At 44.2% G+C, this 16,293-nt stretch carries 21 protein-coding genes; 20 read left to right on the top strand and 1 reads right to left on the bottom strand.

Annotated elements, in window-relative coordinates; genetic code table 11:
• Window positions 1-642: a response regulator transcription factor gene (locus QFZ77_RS24285; protein WP_307443297.1), complete on the bottom strand. Its 642-nt coding sequence runs from the start codon at window positions 640-642 to the stop codon at window positions 1-3.
• Window positions 643-1,165: 523 nt separating this feature from the next.
• Between QFZ77_RS24285 and QFZ77_RS24280 the strand changes: the two genes are divergently transcribed.
• From QFZ77_RS24280 to QFZ77_RS24185, 20 genes are all read left to right on the top strand, one after another.
• Window positions 1,166-1,693, top strand: coding sequence for a GNAT family N-acetyltransferase (locus QFZ77_RS24280; protein ID WP_307443295.1), 528 nt, complete (start codon window positions 1,166-1,168; stop codon window positions 1,691-1,693).
• Between the two features lie 416 nt (window positions 1,694-2,109).
• Window positions 2,110-2,526 (top strand): Rrf2 family transcriptional regulator, encoded by a 417-nt coding sequence (locus QFZ77_RS24275; protein ID WP_307443293.1) that lies wholly within the window; start codon window positions 2,110-2,112, stop codon window positions 2,524-2,526.
• A 105-nt stretch (window positions 2,527-2,631) separates the two neighbouring features.
• Window positions 2,632-3,498, top strand: coding sequence for an SDR family oxidoreductase (locus tag QFZ77_RS24270; protein WP_307443292.1), 867 nt, complete (start codon window positions 2,632-2,634; stop codon window positions 3,496-3,498).
• Between the two features lie 235 nt (window positions 3,499-3,733).
• Entirely contained in the window at window positions 3,734-3,952 is a 219-nt protein-coding gene (locus tag QFZ77_RS24265) for a hypothetical protein (protein ID WP_307443290.1), read from the top strand.
• Between the two features lie 66 nt (window positions 3,953-4,018).
• Window positions 4,019-4,834: a uroporphyrinogen-III synthase gene (locus tag QFZ77_RS24260; RefSeq protein ID WP_307443289.1), complete on the top strand. Its 816-nt coding sequence runs from the start codon at window positions 4,019-4,021 to the stop codon at window positions 4,832-4,834.
• Between the two features lie 192 nt (window positions 4,835-5,026).
• Window positions 5,027-5,401: a Rid family detoxifying hydrolase gene (locus tag QFZ77_RS24255; RefSeq protein WP_307443287.1), complete on the top strand. Its 375-nt coding sequence runs from the start codon at window positions 5,027-5,029 to the stop codon at window positions 5,399-5,401.
• Between the two features lie 490 nt (window positions 5,402-5,891).
• A complete protein-coding gene (locus QFZ77_RS24250) occupies window positions 5,892-7,067 on the top strand; it encodes an ArsA family ATPase (protein ID WP_307443285.1) in 1,176 nt (391 codons plus the stop codon).
• Between the two features lie 21 nt (window positions 7,068-7,088).
• A complete protein-coding gene (locus QFZ77_RS24245) occupies window positions 7,089-7,334 on the top strand; it encodes a hypothetical protein (RefSeq protein ID WP_307443283.1) in 246 nt (81 codons plus the stop codon).
• A 54-nt stretch (window positions 7,335-7,388) separates the two neighbouring features.
• A complete protein-coding gene (locus QFZ77_RS24240) occupies window positions 7,389-7,742 on the top strand; it encodes a DUF6463 family protein (RefSeq protein WP_307443281.1) in 354 nt (117 codons plus the stop codon).
• Between the two features lie 83 nt (window positions 7,743-7,825).
• Entirely contained in the window at window positions 7,826-8,371 is a 546-nt protein-coding gene (locus tag QFZ77_RS24235; RefSeq protein ID WP_307449810.1) for a DinB family protein, read from the top strand.
• 208 nt (window positions 8,372-8,579) lie between these two features.
• On the top strand, window positions 8,580-8,861 hold the full coding sequence (locus QFZ77_RS24230) for a late competence development ComFB family protein (RefSeq protein WP_307443280.1): 282 nt from the start codon (window positions 8,580-8,582) through the stop codon (window positions 8,859-8,861).
• A gap of 143 nt (window positions 8,862-9,004) precedes the next feature.
• Entirely contained in the window at window positions 9,005-10,375 is a 1,371-nt protein-coding gene (locus QFZ77_RS24225; RefSeq protein WP_307443279.1) for an ABC transporter substrate-binding protein, read from the top strand.
• Between the two features lie 64 nt (window positions 10,376-10,439).
• On the top strand, window positions 10,440-11,321 hold the full coding sequence (locus tag QFZ77_RS24220) for a carbohydrate ABC transporter permease (protein WP_307443278.1): 882 nt from the start codon (window positions 10,440-10,442) through the stop codon (window positions 11,319-11,321).
• Complete coding sequence (locus QFZ77_RS24215; RefSeq protein WP_307443277.1) at window positions 11,322-12,152, top strand: carbohydrate ABC transporter permease; 831 nt, start codon at window positions 11,322-11,324, stop codon at window positions 12,150-12,152.
• A complete protein-coding gene (locus QFZ77_RS24210) occupies window positions 12,152-13,360 on the top strand; it encodes a trans-sulfuration enzyme family protein (RefSeq protein ID WP_307443275.1) in 1,209 nt (402 codons plus the stop codon). The genes QFZ77_RS24215 and QFZ77_RS24210 overlap by 1 nt, the downstream gene beginning before the upstream one ends.
• Window positions 13,326-14,516, top strand: a complete 1,191-nt coding sequence (locus QFZ77_RS24205) for a GntR family transcriptional regulator (RefSeq protein ID WP_307443274.1) — start codon at window positions 13,326-13,328, stop codon at window positions 14,514-14,516. Before QFZ77_RS24210 ends, QFZ77_RS24205 begins: the two co-directional genes overlap by 35 nt.
• A gap of 30 nt (window positions 14,517-14,546) precedes the next feature.
• Window positions 14,547-14,810 (top strand): phytanoyl-CoA dioxygenase family protein, encoded by a 264-nt coding sequence (locus QFZ77_RS24200; RefSeq protein ID WP_307443273.1) that lies wholly within the window; start codon window positions 14,547-14,549, stop codon window positions 14,808-14,810.
• Between the two features lie 7 nt (window positions 14,811-14,817).
• Window positions 14,818-15,132: a hypothetical protein gene (locus QFZ77_RS24195; protein WP_307443271.1), complete on the top strand. Its 315-nt coding sequence runs from the start codon at window positions 14,818-14,820 to the stop codon at window positions 15,130-15,132.
• Between the two features lie 221 nt (window positions 15,133-15,353).
• Window positions 15,354-16,112 (top strand): class I SAM-dependent methyltransferase, encoded by a 759-nt coding sequence (locus tag QFZ77_RS24190; RefSeq protein WP_307443269.1) that lies wholly within the window; start codon window positions 15,354-15,356, stop codon window positions 16,110-16,112.
• Window positions 16,081-16,281: a hypothetical protein gene (locus QFZ77_RS24185; protein WP_307443268.1), complete on the top strand. Its 201-nt coding sequence runs from the start codon at window positions 16,081-16,083 to the stop codon at window positions 16,279-16,281. Before QFZ77_RS24190 ends, QFZ77_RS24185 begins: the two co-directional genes overlap by 32 nt.
• Window positions 16,282-16,293: the final 12 nt, after the last annotated feature.

Here is a 16,293-nt window from a genome sequence, read left to right as displayed (position 1 = left end):
TCAACCCTCCCGTGATTCCTTCAAAAGCCGCTTAGCCTCGTTCCGATCTACAACTTGAAGCTTATTCAGTATCGTAGACACGTTGTTGGCTACAGTCTTGGAACTGATGTGCAAGCGTGTGGCGATTTGAGCGTTAGTATCCCCCTCGGCGATACGCTCCAATATCTCTTTCTCCCGCTTGGACAGCTCAGCCAAAGCAGGGTGATCCACAGTGTCCACCAGCTTGGGCGCCGAAAAGTAATGCATCATCCGTGCCGCGATATCCGAGCTGAATACAGCTCCGCCACTACCCACCATGCGGATGGACTGCATCAGCTCAACTTCGTCCGCGTCCTTCAGCACGTAGCCCTTGGCCCCGACGCGCATGGCGGTAAAGACCGACTGATCGTCGCGGAACATGGTAAGGATTAATACTTCGATATGCGGGAATTTCTCTTTAATCAACCGCGTGGCCTCGATCCCGTTCAGCCCTGGCATGCGAATATCCATCAAAATCAAATCAGGCTGGCATTGTTCCGCTAGCTTCAAAGCCTCATCTCCAGAGGAAGCTTCTCCAACAACTTCCAAATCTTCTGTCGTTCTAAGCAAATTTCTGACTCCGCTGCGAAATATCGGATGGTCATCTGCGATTATGATCTTCATGTTTAGTATCAATCTACTTCAAGTTCTAATCTCTTAGCACAAACTCTTACAGTGGCAGCAAAGCCAAAACTCGTGTGCCCCCGTTTTCAAGTCTTTCCATTGTGCAGTGACCACCCAATTCAGCGGCCCTTTCCCGAATGGAGACAAGGCCAATGCCGCCTTTACTGCCCGAAATCCCCGACCGAGATGGGAGGGATGCGCCATTATCCGTGATTTCCACCCGCAGTTTGTGGGAAGATGAGACGTTCCCCGCTGGGTTCCAGGTCTGTTCTTGCTTATGATTCTCTCCATAGTCATTCCAGTCGCAGATAATAAATGGTTCGCGTTCTTTTGGGGATTAACTTATGTGGGGATGGGTTACTGCATCTGGGCAAATAAATTAAACACATCAACTATAAAATCAGTAGATCGAGCTGCTGCTGATATCGTGAATATTAGGCTTTAAACTTGATGATGGTAATGATTCAGAAGTACAATGTAAAAGAACTTATTTTGACATGATTTCCCTAGTAGGAGTGTGAAGATGCTAAATCGAACGAATGATTTGCAGGTAAGGATCGAGCCATGGGCAGAGGCTGATCTTGCACTGCTGTATCGCATGAATGCACCAGAGATGCTGGAACACTTGGGTGGTCCGGAGACGGAGGAGCAGATCCTGGCGCGCCACAAACGCTACGTCGAGATTGGCGGCAAGGGGAATGGCCGTATGTTCAGCATCGTTCTGCTTCCAGAACTAGAAGCGGTCGGCAACATCGGGTACTGGGAACGTGTCTGGCAGGAAGAGATCGTGTACGAGATCGGTTGGGGCGTACTGCCGACGTTCCAACGCAGAGGCATTGCAAGCGCAGCAACCGCGGCGGCCGCTGCTAGCGCCAGAGCAGAACAGAAGATCAGGTACCTTCACGCATTCCCGTCGGTCGATAACCCCGCATCGAATGCCATTTGCCGGAAACTCGACTTCGAGTTCATCGCCGAGTGCAGCTTCGAATACCCTCCGGGAAGCTTCATGCGATGCAACGATTGGAGATTGGACCTTACTGATGCAACATAGGATGGAGCAACTCTTTATGTAAATGAATGTGTATAATTTGAATTAGATCAGTCATAATACTTATGACGGTGAAACAAGAGAGGTGTGGTTCCGTTGTACATTCAACGAGATAAATACCAGGGAAGTTGTTTTTGAATCCATATAGAAGCGAGGAGATGTGCCGCAAACACTTAATGTAGTACTTGTACTGCAATAATGGATGAGGTATAGACCAAGCCAAGTAAGGTTCAAGGCATAAGTACCATCAATCAATTCACCGTCGAGAAGAACTCCGAAAGGAGTTCTTTTTCTTCTTAACAAACATAATCATGAGCCACAATTCAAGAAGGGTGAAAAAAATGATTTTAACTGACATGACAAACTTGACTTAGAAGTTAGTTAGAACTATACTGGTTACAACGAGTAGGTGATGATGAATGAAACAAATTAGCAGTCGATTTTCGATAGCTGTTCATATCCTGTCGTTAATTGCGACCATTCCAACAGAATGTACAGGTGATTTCATTGCTGGCAGCGTGAATACGAATCCTGTCATCATTCGCAAAATTATTGGGATGCTGAAGAAGGCAGGACTCGTTGAAGTACGTGCTGGAGTTGGCGGAGCTTCGCTATGTAAGGATACGGACCAGATTACATTACTTGATGTATACCGGGCAGTGGAAGTGATCGAGAATGGGGAATTGTTCAATTTCCACAACCATCCTAACCCCAAATGTACGGTAGGAAGAAATATTGAATCTGTTCTCCGTGCAGAAATGCGTGATGCTCAATCTGCGATGGAACAAAGATTGTCTAACGTTTCCTTGAAACAGCTGATAACTAATTTCAAATAAAAATAGCTCTTAATGAGCTAATTTTTATAGCTTAGTTGTAACCAAATTAGTTATAACTATAGTGATTCTAACTTATTATTAAATAATCTGATGGAGGTATTACAAATGAAAATTCTAGTAACCGGTGCAACAGGACAATTGGGATCAAAAGTGGTGGAAGCTTTACTTGCATCCGTACCGGCTGAGAGATTGGCTGTTAGCGTAAGAGATACGGAAAAAGCAACCGATTTACATTCTCGGGGAGTTGAAGTACGCCATGGTGATTTTGATGATCCAGCATCTCTTGATAAAGCTTTCGCTGGTGTTGACCGCCTACTTATCGTTTCGACGCAAGGGGATAATGAAACTCGAATTCGTCAACATTTAGCTGCTGTATCTGCGGCTGAGCGCGCTGGGGTTGGTTTCATCGCGTACACTAGTGCCACAAACGCAGAGGAAAGCTCTCTCTTTCTTGTGCCTGTGCATCGTGCGACAGAGGAAGCGATTCGTAAAACGGGAATTCCATACTCATTTCTACGTAATAACTGGTACATTGAGAACGAGATTGGAACGTTACAAGGCGTATTGGCGGGTGCACCGCTCGTGACCTCAGCAGGAGCTGGCAAAGTTGGGTGGGCTTCTCGCGGCGATTATGCACAAGCGGCAGCAAATGTGCTTGCAGGTAACGGACATGAGAATACGGTTTATGAGCTCTCGGGCGCATTGATCACGCATGAAGACCTCGCGGGGGTTCTTTCTAAGGTCCTTGATCGTGAGGTTCCAATTCAGCAAGTTGACGATGAGACTTACGCTAAGATCATGGCCGGTGCAGGGGTTCCTGAGCAAGTTATTCCCATTCTTGTTGCCATCCAAAGCGCGATTAGAGATGGCGTTCTAGAAATAGAGAGCAACGATCTTCCGACACTTCTTGGTCGCCCGGTTACACCACTGAGCGAGGCGATTGAAGATCTTGTGAACGGATTGAACTCATAAAACGAGCATAAACAAGGCAATTAAGCCGCAGTCTTTTATAGACCGCGGCTTTTTGTTATCTTTTGGCTTCGTACTACTGAATAAAATTGCATTTATACTAGTTGAGGAGAAGCCTAGCCGCTATTTGAGAAATTGGATGGTATAAATAGCACGAAAGTGGTTGATGAATTTCGGATTAAATTCCTATATAATTTTCACCGAAGACCAATTTTACAAAGAAAAAGGTGGTTATTTTATGAATATGTATATCTATTTTGGGATATTTTCAATCATACTATTATTTGGTTTAGTTGTTACCTTTATGGTTGGTTTTTCTCGTAAGAATCGTGAAGGCGATCAAACTTATTTTCAAAAAACAGAGGTAAAATGGGTTCGGCTTACATCTTTTTATGTGATTTCAATTGTTGCAGGTTTGTTAGCCTTACTAGCGTATATTCGTTATTCGATCGGGTAAAAATGACCACGCCTTCGCTGCACAATGCGAAGCGTGGTCATTTTAAAAAAGGGGGATTCATAGCAAATGAAAAAGCTTATCAACAAGAAAATCGTAATCGCAGGCTCTAGAAAAACAGAGGAAATGAGCCTATTAATTGAGAAGCAGGGCGGTATCCCTGTCATTCGTCCTTTGCAAGGCCTTTTATATTCTGATGAGTCGGCAATAGAACAAGAGTTATTATTTTGCGTGAATAATAGGATTGATTGGTTTGTTCTAACAACAGGCACTGGAACAGATACGCTGCTGGTGGCAGCAGAACGCTTAGGAATTCATTCAACTCTGATTCAAAAAATGAAAGAAGCGAAGGTAGCGGCACGCGGATATAAGACGTATGCTTTGCTTAAAAAATTAGATATAAAACCTGAAATTGTCGATGAGGATGGTACGACGCAAGGTTTAATTCGAAGTATGGACCTTTGTGATTTCGCGGGTAAAACAGTAGTTGTCCAGTTACATGGTGAACCTCAGCCCGATTTGATCCAATTCTTAGAGAATCGGGGGGCGAATGTTATTCAACTGCTGCCTTATCGGCATGTAGAACCGGAATCATCCACTTTGGAGACATTGTGTCATGAGCTTTCAACGAAATCAATAGACGCTGTTTGTTTTACTACCGCGGTGCAAGTGCGATATTTGTTTGAATATGCCAAACGTCAAGGGATCGCGGATACAGTCCGAGAATCGTTCAACACACGAGTAAATGCAGTAGCGGTAGGGAAAGTAACGGAAGAGGCTTTGAGAGAAGAAGGATTAGACCTCGTCATAGTACCTGAAAGCGAACGGATGGGGGCCATGGTTATTGAATTAGTCAAGTATTATGAGAATCAATATTTACCTTGATTTGGTCCAAATAGGTTTAAACATGATAAGCCGGCATGAGCTGCTATTTTGTGGCGCTCGTGTCGGCTTATTATGTTAGGCAAATATAAAAATTCTCCGATACTTATGAGCACAAATCAGAAGAAATGCAGGAATATTTTGGGATTTATCGAATTAATCAACGGGCCGAAATAATAAACTGGAGGTATAACCATGAAAGAAGTTATTTTTACAGCGAAAGCACAAAACCCTGATGGAATGCCATACTCGCAGGCAATTAAAGCAGGTAATACGGTATACGTTGCTGGACAAGGACCTTTTGATCCTGAAACGGGTAGGTTAGTAGGAAATACATTAGAAGAACAAGCGAGAAGGGCATTAGAAAACCTTAAAGCAGTTTTGGAAGAATCGGGTGCTGCGTTGAAAGATGTTGTAAAAGTAACTGTATTCCTTGGAGAAGGAGCAGGCTTCGATGAATTTAATTTGATTTACAAAGACTACTTCTCAAAACCATATCCAGCTCGAACAATAGGGCCAGCAAATATGGGTTTTATGGTTCAGATTGATGCTATAGCTGTGATTGAATAATAGAGTAAGGAATATGTTTATTCCAAAAACTGTGATGATCATTGATGATGAAATGGCTGGAGTAGGATCGGCGAATTACGGAGAAATTCGAGCGTGATCTACTTAATGCAGTACCTTTGCAAATGGAATAATTGATACAGCGCTCGTATCCATAGCGTATAATTGAGCAAGCAGCACGCTTATTTGCCCCTATATTAAAAAAACCTATATTCGAAAAGAAACTAAAGAGCAGGACGCCATGGCACCTGCTTATTTTGATCTGTTCAATGTATCAGTTCAATGTGTGCCACAACGGAAGTCAGACTGTATATTAATAATATTTACCAAGTGATCAAAAACAATTCCAGCATGAACAGTTGACATTACTACGATTAAGTAGTAATTTAACAGTAGGAATTAATTACGATATCGTAGTTTATGGTGAGAATGATTGAAATTGATTAATTTTTTATGCAATTACTACGAAATCGTACTATTGGAGGTGCTAAGTTTGCGCATTATTATTTACACAGGTAAAGGCGGAGTGGGAAAAACCAGTATCGCCGCAGCAACGGCTTACCGAATGGCAGCCGAAGGAAAGCGAACAATCGTTATAAGTACGGATGCTGCACACAGCTTATCGGATTCGCTCGGTATTCCGCTGCAGCACGAACCAATATTAATTCATGAGCGATTGTGGGCGCAAGAAATCGATTGCTTAAGGGAAACACAGCGGTATTGGGGGAGTGTTCGCAATTGGTTCTCGAACTTTATGCAGTGGGCCAACCTGGATGATATCGGATCTGAAGAGCTTATGGTGTTTCCAGGGTTTGAAGAATTATTTAGTCTCTTAAGAATTAAAGAGCATGCCGAAAGTGGACTGTATGATGCAATCATTGTGGATTGCGCACCGACTGGGGAAACACTTCGTTTGCTTAGCTATCCCCAACTGCTTCGATGGTGGGTGCGAAATATATTTCCTTACGAGCGTAAAATTCTCAAGCTTGCCCGTCCGATTATGAAAGTGACCAAGGGCTTGGAACTGCCCAGCGACGATGTTATGGACAGCTTCAGCCAAGTTGTCGATCAATTGGAAAAGCTGCAGCAGGTAATCGCCGATCCCGAAATTACTAGTATTCGCCTTGTCGTTAATCCGGAAAAAATGGTTATTTCCGAAGCGCGGAGAGCCTTTACTAACCTCAACTTATACGGGTTTCACACCGACGCGGTCATCGTTAATAAAGTGCTTTCCGAAGAAGCATCCGAAGGGTATTTCGCGCAGTGGAAACAAATTCAGAACAAGTACGAAGAAGAAATTGTCCAATGCTTTAGTCCATTGCCAATCTTGAAAGTACCTCTAATGCCTCTTGAGGTTGTTGGTAAGGAGATGCTAGAGCGCGTTGCAGCAGCAGCTTTCCACGAACGGGAATGCGGAGCGATTCTGCATAGAGGAATCATAGAGGAAGTGAAGAAAACAGAAGCAGGATATGAACTCCGCATCTCGCTACCTTTTACCGAAAAGAAACAACTCCAATTAAATCAAAAAGGCGATGAATTGACACTGCAGGTCGGCAGCTATAGACGGATCGTTGCACTGCCTCGGATCTTGATAGGGAGACAGGTGGAGGCAGCACGTCTTGCAGAGGGTATACTGACCATACATTTCGGTCTTAACAAAGAATCGTAAATAGGTAGGAGGAAATGGTTCATGAGCATCCGCACAAATATGCAGGATTTAGAAAATATTGTGCTCCTCTTCGAGGGAATTAAAAACATCGCTGTGGCAAGATTCGTTCCAGAGGCAGCAAGAGCTCATTTTCGATTAGCGGAAAAAGAAGCCTTATTAGGTGTCAAATCTCTGCTTGATGCAGCTATAGTTCGGTTGGAAGAAGATGATTCCATGAAACAAGTGAACGATAGTAATCATTTGAAACAGATTCCTGTTGAAGATTAAAGCTATGTTTACGATAAATAGTTTGGTTAGAACGAAACTCTAAGGAGGTGCAGCATGGCCATACAGAAGCACAGCGGATGGATGATGGAGTGGACTTCTTACATTCATAATGCTGTCGGTTTGATTTTATTTTGGAAACCGATCAGCGAGATGGTGAAAGCTGGGATATGGAATTCCGTTGATTCTTCCTTCGACAGGTCGGCAGCTATCTGGTTTTTATTTTTTGGTGTTTTGTTGTGGATTATTGGACGAATGATACGTTGGATGACCAAAGAGAAGGGCCTTGCGATTCCTCGCTTTGTAGGCTGGCATATTCTCATTTTGTCTGTCGTAGGGGCAATAATAATGCCTATATCAGGCTTCTGGCTCGTTATTCCGCAAGGACTTTATTTCATACGAAAGTCTTAAAACGCATAAACACTACTGACATACAGTTGTCAGTAGTGTCTTGTATACTAAAGTTATAAGATTCGAGAGGAGCTAATAATATGATAAAAACAGCTGAAATTGTGGAACGAATTGAGGAACTCACGCACTATTACCTAGATGAATTACATCCACTGAGCATGGAGCAACTGAAGCTTCAGTCAAATGAGAATGAATGGTCGCTTGGACAGTTGTACCTCCATCTCATCAAAACAGCTCTCTACATGCAGATTGGTAATATCGAGAAATGCCAAAATCAGAGCGCAGATGCAGTCGATACTATAGGGGGAAAAACAGATGCGGGAGCAGCAGTCTTTACGTTAGGTGGTTTTCCACCTGAACGCATTAGGGTTCCGGCTTCTCCTCAATATACGCCCGAGCAGCCCGGTAGTAAACAGCAGATCATAGACGGCATGCATACGGTGCTCCAAAGAATGAAAGAAATCGAGCCTTTGCTTGAGGACATTTCTCCGAGATGTACCTCGCTGCATCCAAGATTAGGCGCGCTTAACGCGAAAGAATGGTTTGCACTAATTGAGATGCATTATCGCCATCATCTTCTTCAGTTAGAGCGTTTGAAAGCATTCTTAAACAGCACGGAAACCGTATAATATCAACAAAACGAGGGAGCTCCTTATAAGCTTCTCTCGTTTTTTCTATTTCGAGATACGGCAAGGGTTCCATTTATGGCAGCCTAACACTTACTAAACATATTCATGATTGAATAGGAACATAAGACTTTAATCAAAGGCTGATGAATGAATAATAGAGTCGATAGTTTAGTGAGATAAATGCCGGTATAGAGGAGTCTGAACAAGTATGGGATTAGTTAATGCAGTAGAAGCGATCGTTAGCAATTTGTATGAAGAGTTTCAAAAGAGCTACGAGATCAAATGCGGATGTCAGCATTGCAAAGAGGATATTCTTGCGCTAGTTTTAAATCGCATACCTCCCAAATATACGTCGAGTGAAAAAGGCCAGCTGTACATCAAAACTCTCTATTTAAATCCACAGCTGCAATCCGATGTCATGAGAGAGCTCATGCGAGCTGCTCTTGTCGTTGAACATAAACAAAACCATGCTGTTATTGAAGGGGTATAAGATAAAGGAAAATAAAACGCTGATGACATAGGAATGTCATTAGCGTTTTTTTGCTTTTGTTAATTAAAGCGGCAGCAATAAGACATATCTATTTAATTAAGACAATATAGTTGAATATGACTAAATTGAGGAGGGCGTCAGATATGGGGGCAGCTGTGGTCAAAGGATGGACAACTTTGTTTGCCGGCGTAATGTTATTGGGTTCCTTAGCAGGGTGTAGCGGGAGTGGCAGCTCCGAGAATACGGCAACTCCAAGCGGGAATACGGCAGCGCCCAGTGAAAGCTCGAAGAGCACGGAGCCTCCAGCCAAACAAGTAACGCTTCATATGATTGAAAGTTTAACGAGTCCGGAACGTACCAAACTGCTTCAAGATGCCATAGCTCGGTTTCAAAAGGACAATCCGAACATCAAAGTGGAACTCATATCCCCGCCATTCGATCAAGCGGACAACAAAATTAGAACTATGCTTGCCGCCAAGCAAGAACTCGACATTCTCGAGGTACGGGATCTGAACATTGCCGAGTATGTGAATAATGGTTATTTGGAACCATTGGATACCTACGCATCGAGTTGGGCGGATAGTAAAACTCTCTCTGGTACATCCAAAGTTGTAGGCTCGAATAACGGAAAACTCTATTTTATCGCGAACGCTCTTTATCAAAGACAAATGTTTTATCGGAAAGATTGGTTCGACGCCAAGGGGCTTACTGCACCGAAGACGTGGGAAGAGCTGGTCGATTCTGCCAAGAAGCTGACCGATCCGAAACAAAATCGGTACGGTTTCTCATTCCGCGGAGGTCCGGGAGCTAACGGCAACTTTGACCATATGATTTACGATTATAACGATAAATCGATGAATATCGATGATGCGCCGTTTACGAAGGATGGCAAGTCGGTGTACAGCACACCTGAAGCTAAGCAGGCATTGGAGCTTTACAAGAAGCTTTATAAAGAAGCATCGCCGCCGGACTCGATCAACTGGGGATTCCAGGATCAGGTTCAAGCCTTTACATCTGGGGTGACCGGCATTTTGCTCCAGGACCCAGACGTTATTAAGGTGCTTCAGGACAAAATGGACCCCAAAACACTAGAAACGGCAGCGATGCCACTCGGACCTAACGGCAAATCACTGGTCAGTACGGGGGCTGCAGGATGGGGCGTAACAGCGAATTCCAAAAGTAAAAACGAAGCTTGGAAATTGATATCTTATCTCTCGAGCCCGAAAGAAAATACGGAATTCTCAAAGCAAATTGGCACCATACCGATTCATACATCTGCGACAGCTGATACATTCTTTCAAACAGGCCCTTATAAGACGCTGCTAGATATGACTGCAAAAGCAGATGTTTTCGTCAACTTTACACCTCCTTTCAAATATCCAGGGAACGGGAGCTGGGGAGAACTGAGCATGAAAGGGCAGCAATCGTATTTGCTCGACAAGAAATCGACTGACGATACTCTGAAGGAATGGGATAAATTTTGGTTAGATCAGAAAGCGGGAATGAAAAAATAAAGGAAATAGTTGAAAGCGGCGGGCGGTCATCGTTTGCCGCTTTTTCTTACCGGGGGGTGTTCATGTGAGTTCTCGGCAAAAATTCATTCTCTCCAGCTTGCTGCCCGCACTGCTTCTAGTGTTGATTTTTACATATTATCCCTTCTTCAAGGGAGTGGTGATGGCTTTTCAAAATTACAAGCTGTTCAATCTGAAGCAGGTGCATTTTGTCGGTATGCAAAACTTCGTTGATGCATTTCGAGACCATCAATTTCTTGCAGCATTGAAAAACAGCGCCTACTGGGTGTTTTTCTCCTTAATTTTGCAATTTCTCTTTGGGTTCATCCTGGCATTGTTTCTGAACAAGAAATTCTGGGGACGAGGCGTGTACCAAGCCTTTATTTTTTATCCATGGGCATTATCGGGATTTCTGATCGGCCTTATTTGGAAGTGGCTGTTTAACTCTCAAATCGGCGTCATTAACGATCTCTTATTGCGACTAGGTATTATTGAAGATCGGATTGGGTTCTTGTCGGATCCCAAATGGGCGATGTCCTCCGTTATCGTCGCCAACGTATGGTACGGGATAGCCTTTTTTACCATCATGCTGCTGGCTGCTCTGCAATCTATACCTTCGGAGTTGTACGAAGCAGCGAGCATTGACGGAGCAAACGGTTATCGAAAGCTGCTTTATGTGACGATTCCGTACATCATGCCAACCATCATCGCTACTACGCTGCTGCGGGTTATTTGGATCTTCAATGATCCTACGCTCATTTACGGCATGACGAATGGCGGCCCGGGAGGGGCGACCCACATTTTATCCTCCTTGATGCTCAATAAAATTATTTATGACGGAGATTATGGGGCTGCATCGGCAGTCGGGGTCATAATGATCGTCATGTTGTTTTTGTACACTTTGTTTTATTTGATGGTTACCAAGTCGGAGAAAGTAGGTGACTTCTAAATGAAACGAAATTATGGGTATCGGGTCATCAAAGTTGCCTTTCTTTCCGTATACTTAGTCGTTATGGTGTTTCCGTTATACTGGATCGTCATCACCTCGTTAAAGCCGCAAAAGGAAATATTCAGTTATCCCGTTCATTACTGGCCCGAACAATTCACACTTCAAAATTACGTCAACATTTTCAAAGTGTCTAAATTTAACGTATATATTGCCAACAGCCTTCTCGTCTCGATTTCTTCTGCGCTGATCGTAATCGTGATTGCTATATGCAGCGCTTATGTACTCGCGCGATTTCGGTTTCGCGGCCACAAACAAATCATGCTCGCATTCTTCGTCACACAGATGCTTCCAGGATTCATCGCTCTGGCTCCGCTTTACATGATGATGTCAAACTTGCATCTACTTAATCAGCGAATTTCATTGATCCTCATGTATACGGTCATCTTGATCCCGTTTTCCACGATTATGCTGCGAGGCTTTTTTCAAAGAATTCCTTCCAATCTGGAGGAAGCGGCGATGATCGACGGCTGTTCCCAGTTGTCTGCCCTCATTCGAGTCATTATCCCGATCATGATGCCGGGTATTTCCTCGATGTTCATATTTGCTTTTGTCCAGAACTGGAACGAGCTTTTCTTGGCCGTCATGTTTATCGATAATGAATCGTTAAAAACACTGCCGGTAGCGATGAATTCTTTTATCCTCAAATTTAATGTTGATTGGGGCTCTATGTCCGCCGGAACTGTGCTGTCTGTACTCCCGACGATACTGTTGTTTGCCCTAGCGCAGCGATTTATTGTAGAAGGATTAACCCAAGGGGCGGTGAAAGGGTAGTGAGTGCAAAGGAGAAGATGTACTCCATAGTGGCACATGATGCGCACGATGATCGTCATCATGGCGCCATCAATGTTCCCATTTATCAGACAAGTTTATTTTCGTTCGATACGTACGAGCAATTCAACATGGCAAGACTCGATGAGCAAGAAAACTTCGTGTATTCCAGAGGCAATAATCCTACGGTGAGGTACCTGGAGGACAAGCTCGCCCAGCTGGAGCAAGGGGAAAGAGCCAAGTGCTTTTCATCCGGAATGGCAGCGATTTCGGCAGCGATTATGTCTATAGTCAAGCAGGGTGACCACGTCATTTGCACTCATCAGGCGTACGGACCGACACGAGAATTTCTAGGCGTCTACTTGCAAAAGTTTGGGGTCGAAACGACCTTTGTCGATGGCAGTTCATTGGAAAATTGGAAATGTACGGTTCGGCCGAATACCAAACTACTGTATTTGGAGAGCCCGACTAGCATGATGTTCCAGCTGCAAGATATCAGAGGTTGTACAGCGCTGGCTCAAAGTATAGGAGCAGAAACAATTCTCGACAATTCGTGGGCGACGCCTTGTCATCAAAATCCGCTCATGATGGGGGTTAGCCTCGTCATCCATTCGATCACGAAGTACATTTCCGGGCATAGCGATTGCGTGGGAGGTGTTGTGATCGGCTCCCACCGATTAATGGACACGCTCATGTCGACGGAATATATGTTGTTCGGCGGCATTATGACGCCACAGACGGCGGGATTAGTTACGCGTGGGCTGCGTACACTGCCAATGCGCATGCAGCGGCATGAGTCGAGCGGGCTGAGGGTCGTCGAATATTTAGGCAGGCAGCATTATGTCCGGAAGGTTAACCATCCGGGGTTGACAAACCACCCTCAGCATGAGCTGGCTCGTACGCAAATGTACGGGTACAGCAGTTTATTTTCGTTCGAATCCGATGAGCCGGTTGTCAAATTAAGGGCTTGGGCGGACCATCTGCACTATTTCAGAATTGGAGCCAGCTGGGGTGGTTTCGAAAGTTTAATCAATGTAAATGCCTTAAATAACAATGATCAACAAACAGGTTCGCTTGTTCGACTCTATATAGGTTCCGAGGATCCGGACGACTTAATTCGGGATATGGAAGAAGCATGGCGATGTGTCACACTGAGCCCTTCTGAGGGGGAGATATATGAGCAGAATGCGGGTATCAGCCAGGACGGATGAACGACAACCGCTATACTTGCAGATTCAAGAGCATTTTAAACAGTTGATCCAGTTATGCGCTATGGAGGAAAATGACAAACTTCCAACGGAAAAGCAGCTGATGGAGCAATTCGGTGTCAGTCGAATGACGGTTTCCAATGCGCTTACGCAGCTGGCGAAAGACGGATGGATTTACCGGATTCCAGGGAGAGGAAGCTTCGTTAGTCCAGAATCCCGTACGAAGGTAGAAGATGAGAGCCTGGATTACAATCAGCTTGACGCAATTGATGTGAAAGAGCAGGATGAGCGTGCTTCCTCCCGCAAAATGATCGGCTTCGTTCTACCCTTATTGGAAGATTTCTTTGCGATTCGACTATTGAAGGGAATTAATTCCGTGCTCGAGAACAAAAATTATTATGTGTCGATTGTGCTAACTCACAATAGCAAGGAGCGGGAGAAGGAAGCCATTCAGGAGCTGATTAAGAATGGGGCCATCGGACTTATTATTTTTCCGATTGATGCGGAAACGTACAACGAAGAAATCTTGGTACTGAAACTGCGGAAATTTCCTTTCGTGCTCATTGATCGCTACTTGCCAGGCTTTGATACCCACTGTGTCTGTTCGGATAATTGGATGAGCGCTCAATTGGCGGTCAACCATCTATGGGAGCAAGGCCATAGGGACATTGCTATTTGCTCCGATATTTCGATCCATACAGTGACCGTCGACGAGCGGATTCGCGGCTATATGGAAGCACTGAAACAAAAAGGCTCGATGATTAACCCGGCTTTAATTGTGACGGATTTTCAAGTGACAGATACGATCCCCATTGAAAAGCACCCGTTATATCATTATCTCAAATATCGCACAGCAACCGCGTTCATTACTTTGAATTTGAAGTTAGGCTTGATTTTAACGAGTTTGGTTAAAAAACTGGGAATGAATATACCGCGCGACCTCTCTATTATAACGTACGATAATCCCTCATCCGAGCTAGACGGAAACCCTACATTCACTCATATAGACCAACATGAGCAGGAAATTGGCGCTAAATCGGCTGAACTTCTGCTTAAACTGTTGAATAACCAGGAGAGTGTGAAAGAGCCGACTAAAGTGATCGTAAAATCGGCCCTAGTGTTAGGAGAATCCACTGGAGAACTATTGGTTAAGAAATAATCATTTGTTTAAAAAAGGAGGAGCTTTACTATGAATCCTATTTCTAATCCAGGAGAGTTTACGGAGCTCGATCGGTTTATGTTTGAATCATGGGGCTATCTGATTATTCCTAACGTGCTCTCCGAAGATGAGGTGAAGGAATGTCTGGAAGCATCCATCCGTTTACACGAGTCAGCCGACGCAAAAGGTTTGGCACAGGTGGGAAAAGGCTATGAAACGGAATCCGCTTTGGAGCGATTGATTGATCATCCCGCTGTATATGGGGAATATGGAGATGATCCCATGAAGCCATAGAAGCCAAGTGCAGCTTCCGGGTGCGATTAGAACTGCCAAGGATGATGTTCCGATCGGTCATGTCATTTGTGCACCGGCGGGATCGGTATTATTTTTTCATAATGCCGTCTGGCATCGGACTTTCGCTCATGATGGTGATTACGACCGGTATACGATGCACTATATTTATAGTCCGCCGTGGGTTCGATGCTCAGATCGTTTCGAGAATAATCAAGAGTTCGTAGACCGCACAACTCCGACACGCCGTTATTTAATGGGACAATTTGCAAGACCAGATGCGCCATTTGGAGCTAGCTATCCTACCGAATTCGAGAAGGGTTGAAGTTGTAAGAAATGGTGAATGGCCGCGAAATTAGCGGTCGTTTTTTGTGTTTTAGTGCTATGTATTTGTTATGGACTTTTGCCAAATAATTGAATATGATATAGATGTATTTAATGAAACGTTGTTTCACCAAGTGAAACAAAAGTCGCAGTTTCTTAACTCAACAACAGTTGGTCGCTTTGTTTGTAGAAGGATATTTTATCTGATGGGAGAGGTATGAGATGAATAATCATAAAGAACGTTTTTCAAATCGCGTTGATACCTATGTGAAATTCCGCCCGAGTTATCCGAAAGAGGCTATTGATTATTTGTACGACGTCGTTGGTCTGTCCGCAAATGCAGTAATTGCGGACATCGGCGCAGGGACAGGTATTTTTTCAAAGCTGCTCTTACAAAGAGGGAGCCAAGTAATCGCTGTTGAACCGAATCAAGCGATGCGGGAAGCCGCTGAGCAAATGTTGAGCGGAGATGCCAATTTTCATACCATACCGGGGTCCGCAGAAGCGACTGGTCTATCGAATGAGTCTGTTGACTTTATCGTTTGTGCCCAAGCGTTTCACTGGTTTGATCGCACGGCCACACAAGCCGAATTCCAACGGATTCTGAAGCCTGGCGGGAAGGTGCTATTGATTTGGAACTCACGTCTGGAACATGGCAATGCATTTAGAGAAGAGTACGACTTACTGCTTCGTACATTTGGAAGTGATTATGAAAAAGTTACTCATAAAAATATTTCGCAGGAAACGCTGGCGTCTTTCTTCAAGAACGATAGTATGCAGCTAGAACGATTCGCTATTACTCAAGTTTTCGATTTTGAAGGTTTGATGGGGAGGTTGATGTCATCTTCCTACATTCCCGTACCTGAGCACCCCAACTTTGCGCCGATGATGACGGAACTGCAGCATATATTTGAACGGCATGAGCAAGATGGAAATGTGTTTTTCGATTATGAAACTGAGGTGTATTGGGGAGAGATTTAGTAAAAACGCGATCAAAACGTATATGAGCGGTATTTGGAATGATGCGGGTACTTATACTGCGGAACAAGCGGCCGACAATATTTTGACTCGATTAGAGGAATATAAAGATACGCTTCGCGAAAAGCCGGTTTATCTTGAAGCAGACACCGGAAAAGAATTGCCTTGGTAAAACAAAAGGTGG

Source organism: Paenibacillus sp. V4I3 (assembly GCF_030817215.1).
Classification (GTDB): Bacteria; Bacillota; Bacilli; order Paenibacillales; family NBRC-103111; genus Paenibacillus_E.
Note: the sequence above shows the minus strand (reverse complement) of the source record. Positions and strands in the feature narration are given on the sequence as shown.